The sequence below is a fragment of the Kluyvera intermedia genome, from assembly GCF_021440345.1.
In the GTDB taxonomy this organism is placed as follows: domain Bacteria; phylum Pseudomonadota; class Gammaproteobacteria; order Enterobacterales; family Enterobacteriaceae; genus Kluyvera; species Kluyvera intermedia_A.
The window spans coordinates 34550-43290 of record NZ_JAKCNS010000099.1 but is presented as its reverse complement, the minus strand read 5'-3'; the positions used below and the strand labels follow the sequence as shown (position 1 = coordinate 43290).

Here is an 8741-nt window from a genome sequence, read left to right as displayed (position 1 = left end):
ACTTTTAGACGAAAAGTCGATAAACATCTACTTTTACAGATTTTTTATTGGCATCAAAGCAAAGGTGATTGACATCATCACCAGACACAATAAATGGATAATTATTCATATAAAACAATAATATATTCCATTTTCAAACGCAATAAATGGCCGAAAACAGGTCCAAAGATAGGGCTATAAAAAGTGTGGAAAATACGACGTTCGCCTGGCTTATGTGAGTAAGCCGCGATAAATAGCGCAGAATGGATTGAGGGTGAGTGACCCATGCATGGCGGAAGGTCAGCAGGAAAAGCAGGCGCGGGGTGCGCCTGCCGTTGGCTTATTTTGCGTGCCAGTATGCGCTCGAACGCACCAGCTGCGGATCGATAGCGTCGGTAACAAAACCGTCGGTCAGCCCTTTCACCACCTTCCCTTCACCTGTCAGCCAGATAAAGTAGTCGGACTCAGGCACCGTTAACTGCGCCAGACGCGCCGCAACAGCGTCGGCATCATAGCGGGTAAACCACTCAATATTGCAGTTCTCAAACCCGGCCAGATAATCTTTATCCGCCTCATCTCGAACCATCACCAGCGCGTTGATCAGCGGATGTTGCGGCAACTCGCGTAATGCCTCCAGCCGACGGCGCAGCGCAGGCATTCCAGTTTCGTCACAAACATACAGCTGCCAGGCGTAATCCTCTGGCACCACCAGCGAACCACGCGGGCCGCCAATGAGTAGCGTATCGCCGGCTATCGCGTCCATTGCCCACTGGCTAGCCACGCCGCCGTCATGGATAAAGAAGTCATAGGCCAACTCATGGCGCTCCGCATTATACAGCGGCGTATAGTCTCGTGCCTGTGGGCGAACGCCGTCTGCCCAAACGATGCCTTCGTCACTCACGGTTGGCGGCGTTAATGTCGTTCCGGCCTGCGGAAAAAACAGTTTAGTGTGGTCGTCAAAACCGCGTGAGCTAAAGCCGTTAAGCGCTGCCCCGCCCAACACAATCCGCTGGAAAGCCGCACCGACGCGTTCAACGCGCAGTACGGTCAGTTCACGAAAACGAAGCTCATTGCGTACGCGCTGTGGGTATTTGTTCTCTTTCATTTGGCGTCTCTCTGACAAATAGATATATCTAAAAACTTTGCAAATGATAATGATTGCCAATTAAAAAGAATGCAAGCACTTTTTATGATATATGAACCACATCATATCAAGCATCGCCAAATAAAAATTAATGTTATATATATCAATAAATTGAAAAACATTCACTTTTAGATATTGCTAAAGATATAAAATAAGATATAAATTAGATATATCTAAATAGCAAAAGGAATACCATCCATGAGACCTTTCTCTGGTAGCGAACATCGCGGCCACGGCCATCGTGGCGAACACGGCGAGTGCGAACATCGCGGTGGACGTGGTGAAGGCCACGGCGGCGGCGGTCGTCGTCAGCGCTTCTTCGGTCACGGTGAGCTGCGCCTGGTCATTCTCAGCATCCTCAAAGAGAGCGCCAGCCACGGCTATGAGTTGATTAAAGCGATTGAATCCCTGACCCAGGGCCATTACAGCCCGAGCCCCGGCGTTATCTATCCCACGCTGGATTTATTGCAGGATCAGGGGTTGATTACCGTGCAGGAAGAGGACGGCGGGCGCAAGAAAATCGAGATTACCGCCGACGGCAGTCAGATGCTCGAAGCAAGCCAGGAACCGTTGGCACAAATCCAGACCCGGCTGAAAGCCAGAATGGTGGGGCATGAACTGCGTAAAAACCCGCAGATGAAGCGGGCGCTGGACAACTTTAAAGCCGTGCTGGACCTGAAGGTGAATCAGGGCGATATCAGTGACGCGCAGCTAAAACAGATTATCGGCATTATCGACCGTGCGGCGCTGGATATCACCCAGTTAGATTAATGCAGGACCGTCACTGCATCCTGCAGGCGGCTTGCGCGACGTTTGACCATCGCCGACACGCTTGCGCTCTCCGCCACCAGCCCGGCATTTTGCTGGGTGATCTCATCAAGTTTCGCCACCGCGCGCGTCAGGTCTGACAAACCCGTCGCCTGCTCTGACGTTGACTGGCTAATCTGCGCAATCAGCTGGGTGACATTTTGCACTTGTGAAACAATGTCATCCATCGTGCGCCCCGCCGCATGTACCTGCTCAGACCCGGACTGTACTTTACTGGCGCTGGCTTCAATCAACTGGCGAATTTCGTTAGCGGCAGTGGCGCTCCGGCTCGCCAGATGCCGAACTTCACCGGCAACCACCGCAAAGCCCCTTCCCTGTTCACCGGCACGCGCGGCCTCAACGGCGGCATTCAGCGCCAGAATATTGGTCTGGAAAGCAATATCGTTAATCAGCGTGGTAATCGAACCAATACGCTGGGTGCTATCGGCGATATCCTCCATGGTTTGCACCACCCGATGCATCGCCTGTCCCCCCTGAGTTGCCGCACCGCTGGCGGCAAGAGAGAGCTTATCGGCCTGCGCCGCAGTGTGGGAATTGTTCTGCACCGATGCCGCCATCTGATTCATGGTAGTGACCGTTTGCTGCACATTCTCCACCGTTTCCTGCGTCCGCAGATTGAGAGAGTCGTTGCCACGCGCCAGTACGTCGCTACCATCGCTAACGCTGTTAACCTGGCTTGAGACATCGTTAATCAGCCAACGGCACATTAACCCAAGCTGCCCCACTGAGCGCAGTATCAGCCCTAGCTCGTCGCTACGATCCAGATGTTCCACACTGTTACGCTCGCCGGTCGCCACGCGGAGCGCCTGTCGTGTCACGTTCTCAATTGGCCGAACAATCTGCCACTCAAATACCAGGGTGGTCAGCAGCAGTAGAATCGCCGACGCCAGCACCGCCGCAATCGGCGCATTCAGGGCAAACAGCGATCCGGCCAGCAGCAGATACAGCCCGAGCATCACACTTCGAACCCGCCAGCGCAGCGGCATAGCCGAGAGTTTGCCCCACCAGCGTTTGCTGATAACGCGGCCCTTATGCAGGCGTTTATTGCTGCGATTCTCCCGTAACGCCTGATAAAGCGGCTCAACTGCAGCCACTTCCTGTGGGCTGGCCTTGGTACGGATAGACATATAGCCGATAGTTTTACCATTACGCACCTGGGGAATGGCGTTGGCACGCACCCAGTAATGGCCGCCGTTTTTTGGGCGATTTTTCACGATACCGGTCCACGGCTCACCTTGCTTTAGCGTATGCCACATATCGGCAAACGCCGCTTTCGGCATATCGGGATGACGCACCAGATTATGCGGCAGGCCGTGCATCTCTTCACGGCCATAGCCGCTTATCTTCACAAAGGCATCGTTAACGTGGGTAATGCAGCTATTGAGGTCGGTGGTCGACATGAGGGTGGTGTGATCGTCCAGCACGGATTCATGCTGGTTTTGGTCGGACAGGGTAGACATACGAACATCCTTTTCAGGTGCGGAAAGAAAATGTATTACAATTGTTATATCGGAGGTTATTTAATTAACCTTAATTGTTAATTTTGCGTTAGATCGCAAAATCGACAAAAGCCCTACTTTTTACAAGCCGCGCTACCCTGGCGCAAAACGCGCACTGCTGTAGAGCGCGCTGCACAAAAAGGTCGCACCTCGTCGCCAACCTTTTCAGTCTTCCCGCACCGCTGGACGATTAAATATTGTACATCCGCGTTATTCCCAGGCATTTATCCCGATTTTCACCGCAGCCGCTGAAGTGGCGTAATCCCTGCAATACTTAACTCAGTATCATGTGATACGTGAGCCCCGGGAGCACATTTTGAACAGGTTACCTTCCAGCGCATCGGCTCTGGCCTGCAGCGCACACGCACTGAATCTCATTGAGAAGAAAACGCTCTCACATGAGGAGATGAAAGCTCTTAACCAGGAGGTCAGGGAATACTTTAAAGAACATGTGAATCCGGGGTTTTTAGAGTACCGAAAATCTGTAACAGCCGGTGGGGATTACGGAGCCGTAGAGTGGCAGGCGGGAGGGTTAAATACGCTTGTCGACACCCAGGGCCAGGAGTTTCTGGATTGCCTGGGCGGTTTTGGTATTTTCAATGTGGGGCACCGTAATCCAGTGGTGGTTTCCGCCGTACAGAATCAGCTCGCTAAACAACCGCTTCACAGCCAGGAACTGCTCGACCCGTTGCGCGCGATGCTGGCCAAAACGCTGGCCGCCCTTGCGCCCGGCAAACTGAAGTACAGCTTCTTTAGCAACAGCGGCACCGAATCGGTGGAAGCGGCGCTGAAGTTGGCCAAAGCCTACCAATCGCCGCGCGGTAAATTTACCTTTATCGCCACCAGCGGCGCGTTCCATGGCAAATCGCTTGGGGCGTTATCGGCTACGGCCAAATCGACCTTCCGCAAGCCGTTTATGCCGCTGCTACCGGGTTTCCGCCATGTGCCATTCGGTAATATTGAGGCCATGCGCACCCTGCTCAGCGAATGCCAGAAAACCGGTGATGACGTGGCGGCGGTGATCCTTGAGCCAATTCAGGGCGAAGGCGGCGTAATTTTGCCACCTCAGGGCTATCTGCCGGCCGTGCGCAAGCTGTGCGATGAGTTCGGTGCGTTGCTGATCTTTGATGAAGTGCAAACCGGGATGGGTCGTACCGGCAAGATGTTTGCCTGCGAGCATGAGAACGTGCAGCCGGATATCCTGTGCCTGGCGAAAGCGCTCGGCGGCGGCGTCATGCCTATCGGTGCCACTATTGCCACGGAAGAGGTGTTCTCAGTGCTGTTCGACAACCCGTTCCTGCACACCACCACCTTTGGCGGCAACCCGCTGGCCTGTGCGGCGGCGCTGGCAACCATCAACGTACTGCTGACCGAAAACCTGCCCGCTCAGGCCGAGCAGAAAGGCGATATGCTGTTGGATGGTTTCCGCAGTATGGCACGCGAATACCCGGATCTAGTGCGTGAAACCCGTGGTAAAGGAATGCTGATGGCGATTGAATTTGTCGATAACGAAATCGGCTACAACTTCGCCAGCGAGATGTTCCGCCAGCGCGTACTGGTTGCCGGAACGCTCAACAATGCCAAGACCATTCGCGTTGAACCCCCGTTGACCCTGACGATGGAACAGTGCGACCAGGTGCTGAAAGCGGCGCGTAACGCGCTGGCAGCTCTGCGGGTCAGTCAACATCAGGTAGCTACCGAGCAGTAAATTCACGCCCCCTACCACTTCGGTAGGGGGGCGTTTTTATTGCCACCTATCGCCAAATGGCGATGGGATATCCAGCCACTGAACTTCGCAATCGCTGGTGCCGCAAAAAAGCCGGACGCCGCCTTGACCATCTTTTAGCAACCCGGCGGGGAAAACGACATCCCGCAAATCCTCACGCTTGCTCTCCCCACTCAGAAAATCATCCCGGCAGGCGATGATTGCCATCGGAGACGACACGCCGGACTGAGGGTCAAAGAGAAAACGCGCCGCATAGTAATGACGGTTGCCCAACGCATCAAAACCAGCAACATGCGCCAGCACGCCAACGTTGCCCGTAGGCAGCAGGTATGCCGCATTGACGCCGCACCAGCACTGCTCATCCACATGTGAAATCAACGTGGCGCGGGCCATCACCTGCGCATCGAGCGCCTGCAATCGGGGGATAATCGTCCAGCCGATGGTGCCACGCCCGCCAGGCTCCCCTTGTGGCCGGGTAAAAACCAGAATACGTCCATCGGGCAATTGAAGCAGGCGGATATCTTTCATGCCCCACGGCCCGGTCGCCAGCGGCCGCAATGTGGCAATATTTTCCCCGATGAAAAACTGCGTGCGCCAGCGTAAAGGCTCCCCTTGCGTTGAAAACGAGACCTCTACGCCGCCAAACACCAGTTGCCCATCGATCTCGCTGATAAAGGGGTCCTGCAAATCGAACTTCGGCATATCGGCTAGCACAGTTGCATGATTCGCGCCGTCCCAGGCGAAGAAGCACACCTGAGCGCGTTCGCTGTTGCGCACTTCCACCCGCGCGGCTATGCACCATCCCCCAGCATGACGAAAAGGTGCCGTCGGGTTATACACATCCCGCCCGTCCACGCCGTGAAAAGTAATTTTGCCACCGCTGTGTAGCCGGGTGTGGGAGCGATAGCGGCGATAAAGTTCGGCCACGTCGTCGCGCATCATGCCAACCCTAAGTGCTTCCATAACGCATCCATTGGCAGCGTCGCCAGCGCGGTACACTCATCGGCGGCGCCGTACCAGACATGCAGCACCTCATCACGAATAAGCGCCCCGCAGGTGAACACGACGTTGCCGAAAAAACCTTCTCGTTCATAGGATGCCGTTGGCTCCAGCAGCGGTACCGGCGATTTTGCGAGGATTTTGGTGGGATCGTTGAGATCCAATAACAGCGCGCCCAGACAGTAGCGTTGATCGGCATCGACTCCGTGATAGATCTCAAGCCAGCCACGTTGGGTTTTAATTAACGGCGCGCCGCCACCTGATTTCCGCGAGTCCCATTCATCCCCTGAACGTCCCAGCAGGTGCCGGTGGTTTCCCCAGTGCAGCATATCCGGAGATTCGCAGATCCAGATCTCTGGATGACCAAAGTGGCACGGTGCCGGGCGCGTTAACGCCATATAGCGACCGTTAACTTTTTCCGGGAAGAAACAGACGTCGCGGTTATCCGGACAAAGGATCAATCCCTGTTTTTCAACGTGCACAAAGTCGCGGGTGGTCGCCAGCGCCGTGGTGATCCCCAATGACGAAACCGCCGAGTAGTTGATATACCAAAGATCATCTATCTGCGTAATACGCGCATCCTCGCAACCGAACTCTTCATAGCGGCTGTCCGCGATGATAAAAGGCTGGGTATCGATCGCGTAATGCACGCCATCTTTGCTGCGCGCAAGGCGCAAATGGGACATTGAGGTCAGCCACAGCTGCGATGGATCGCTCTTTAAGACAATGGTTCGGGGATCGCTAAAATCGTAGCGCTCATCGCCGCGGTGGAACATCTTCGTGGTCTGCCGCCAGCCACCCGCGTGTGATTCCAGCAGCGGCACGACGATCTGCTGCGGATCGTCATTAAGCACGCTCTCGGCAACGCGCAGGAGCAGGATAATTTCACCGTTGTATTCGGTGACGCCGGTATTAAAAACGCATTCTACTTTCCGCCCCGGCAGTGAAGGCACCACATCTTTCGGGGTAATCAGCGGATTATTGCTGTGTCTGTTCATGAACTCTCCTTTTCATCAGAATTTGATTTTTACCTAGCCATTGGGTGTCCTGCCCGTACAGCACGTCGGCGGCAATCGCCCGCCATGGATTTTGTACCGGACCGCCAAAATTAATCGCCACCCAGATTCGTTCGCTTGCCGTCGCGCGCATAAACCAGACGCACTCCTCGGTCTGCACCAGCAGTCCGCCATCCCCCTCGCAGAGAGCTGCCGTTTGTCTGCGCAGCGCAATCAGCTCCTGATAATCTCGCCACAGCGAGCCGGGCGTCTGCTGCTGGCGCATGGCGTTGATTTGCCGGTAGTCGTTGCTAATGGGCATCCAGGATGTGATGGGAGAGAATCCAGCTAATGGCGCATCGCTCCACAGCATCGGCGCACGGGATGCATCGCGTGAATGGTCAATTGCCTGAACCAGCGCTTCGGCCTGCGTTAAGCCTTGCTGGAGCGCCGTTTGATAATGGATTTTCCCCTGAATATCGAAAATCTGTTCTACCGTCTCGGGGAGATAGTCGGTCATCCCCAGCTCTTCGCCCTGGAAGACAAACGGCACGCCGCGCACGGTCAGCTGCAGCGCTAGCACCGCTCGCGCGCGTTCAATATCGCGTAGGCCTTCACCAAAACGGCTAATCATGCGCGGCATATCGTGGCTGGAGAAAAAGAGCGTTGGCAGGCCTGATTGCTGTGATTGTGTGGCGTTAATTTCCGAGCATAAACGCGAGATATCGAAGGTCTTCTGGCTGCCGATATTGAAGTTGAACACCACGTCCATCAGTTCGGGACTCTGATAGCGCGCCAGAATATCCAGCTCGTCGCTGCCGATCTCGGCAATCAGAAACGCGTTCCCCTGCTGACGCACATAGCGACACAGGCGCCGTAAGGTGTCGATGATCCCCGGTTGGTTTATATCAAACTCATGCCGCTGTTCACCGTTGTCTATCGGGTTATCAGGACCTATGCCGTCAGTGGTCAAAAAGTTGATCACATCAAAACGAAAACCATCAACCCCCTGCGATTTCCAGAAATCGATGACCCGATAGATCTCCTGCTCCACCTGCGGATTCTGCCAGTTCAAATCAACCTGCTGTGGCGAAAATTTATGGTAGTAATACTCGCCGGTATCCGGCTCCGCACACCATGCACTGCCGGAGAAAAACGACTGCCAGTTATTTGGCTGTTTGCTAAACAGAAAGTAATCCCGGTAGCGGCTGGCCGGATTATTCCATGCATCGCGAAACCAGGGATGTTCCGTCGAAACGTGGTTAACCACCAGATCGATGATCACCCGGATCCCGCAGGCGTGGCAGCGTTCCACCACTTCACGAAAATCCGCCGATGTACCAAAACGTGGATCAACGGTGCAGTAGTCACTGATGTCGTAACCGTTATCCACCATCGGTGACGGGTAAAAAGGGGTTATCCAGATAGCCCCGACGCCCAGCGTTTGCAGATAATCGACCTTCGACAACAGCCCGGTGAAATCCCCGATGCCGTCGCCGTTTCCGTCGCAAAAAGAGGGCAGATAAATTTGATAGCAGGTACACGCCTGCCACCAGGGTTGATTGCTCACC

Annotated in this window: 7 protein-coding genes; 2 read left to right on the top strand and 5 right to left on the bottom strand. The window is 54.7% G+C overall.

What is annotated here, in order from left to right:
- Positions 1–319: 319 nt before the first annotated feature.
- A complete protein-coding gene (locus LZ634_RS20550) occupies positions 320–1084 on the bottom strand; it encodes a siderophore-interacting protein (RefSeq protein WP_234508534.1) in 765 nt (254 codons plus the stop codon).
- Between the two features lie 237 nt (positions 1085–1321).
- On the opposite strand from LZ634_RS20550, the gene LZ634_RS20545 reads away from it, so the two are divergent.
- The gene (locus LZ634_RS20545) at positions 1322–1894 is read left to right on the top strand and encodes a PadR family transcriptional regulator (protein ID WP_234508532.1); all 573 of its coding nucleotides are present in this window, start codon (positions 1322–1324) and stop codon (positions 1892–1894) included.
- Here LZ634_RS20545 and LZ634_RS20540 read toward each other — a convergent pair.
- Positions 1891–3411, bottom strand: coding sequence for a PAS domain-containing methyl-accepting chemotaxis protein (locus LZ634_RS20540; protein ID WP_234508530.1), 1521 nt, complete (start codon positions 3409–3411; stop codon positions 1891–1893). The genes LZ634_RS20545 and LZ634_RS20540 overlap by 4 nt on opposite strands.
- Before the next feature lie 355 nt (positions 3412–3766).
- On the opposite strand from LZ634_RS20540, the gene ygjG reads away from it, so the two are divergent.
- Positions 3767–5158 (top strand): putrescine aminotransferase, encoded by a 1392-nt coding sequence (ygjG, locus tag LZ634_RS20535; RefSeq protein ID WP_234508528.1) that lies wholly within the window; start codon positions 3767–3769, stop codon positions 5156–5158.
- Positions 5159–5194: 36 nt separating this feature from the next.
- On the opposite strand, the gene LZ634_RS20530 is transcribed toward ygjG, so the two are convergent.
- From LZ634_RS20530 to LZ634_RS20520, 3 genes are read right to left on the bottom strand one after another with little or no spacing between them, the layout of a single operon-like run.
- Positions 5195–6139, bottom strand: coding sequence for a DUF1861 family protein (locus tag LZ634_RS20530; RefSeq protein WP_234508526.1), 945 nt, complete (start codon positions 6137–6139; stop codon positions 5195–5197).
- The gene (locus LZ634_RS20525) at positions 6115–7173 is read right to left on the bottom strand and encodes a glycoside hydrolase family 130 protein (protein WP_234508524.1); all 1059 of its coding nucleotides are present in this window, start codon (positions 7171–7173) and stop codon (positions 6115–6117) included. The genes LZ634_RS20530 and LZ634_RS20525 overlap by 25 nt, the downstream gene beginning before the upstream one ends.
- The gene (locus tag LZ634_RS20520) at positions 7154–8740 is read right to left on the bottom strand and encodes an alpha-glucosidase (protein ID WP_234508522.1); all 1587 of its coding nucleotides are present in this window, start codon (positions 8738–8740) and stop codon (positions 7154–7156) included. The genes LZ634_RS20525 and LZ634_RS20520 overlap by 20 nt, the downstream gene beginning before the upstream one ends.
- Position 8741 lies beyond the last annotated feature (1 nt).

What these genes read in the sequence shown, in the direction of transcription:
- LZ634_RS20550 (WP_234508534.1), bottom strand. Translation starts at nt 1,084, where the DNA reads ATGAAAGAGAACAAATACCCACAGCGCGTACGCAATGAGCTTCGTTTT.
- LZ634_RS20545 (WP_234508532.1), top strand. Translation starts at nt 1,322, where the DNA reads ATGAGACCTTTCTCTGGTAGCGAACATCGCGGCCACGGCCATCGTGGC.
- LZ634_RS20540 (WP_234508530.1), bottom strand. Translation starts at nt 3,411, where the DNA reads ATGTCTACCCTGTCCGACCAAAACCAGCATGAATCCGTGCTGGACGAT.
- LZ634_RS20530 (WP_234508526.1), bottom strand. Translation starts at nt 6,139, where the DNA reads ATGGAAGCACTTAGGGTTGGCATGATGCGCGACGACGTGGCCGAACTT.
- LZ634_RS20525 (WP_234508524.1), bottom strand. Translation starts at nt 7,173, where the DNA reads ATGAACAGACACAGCAATAATCCGCTGATTACCCCGAAAGATGTGGTG.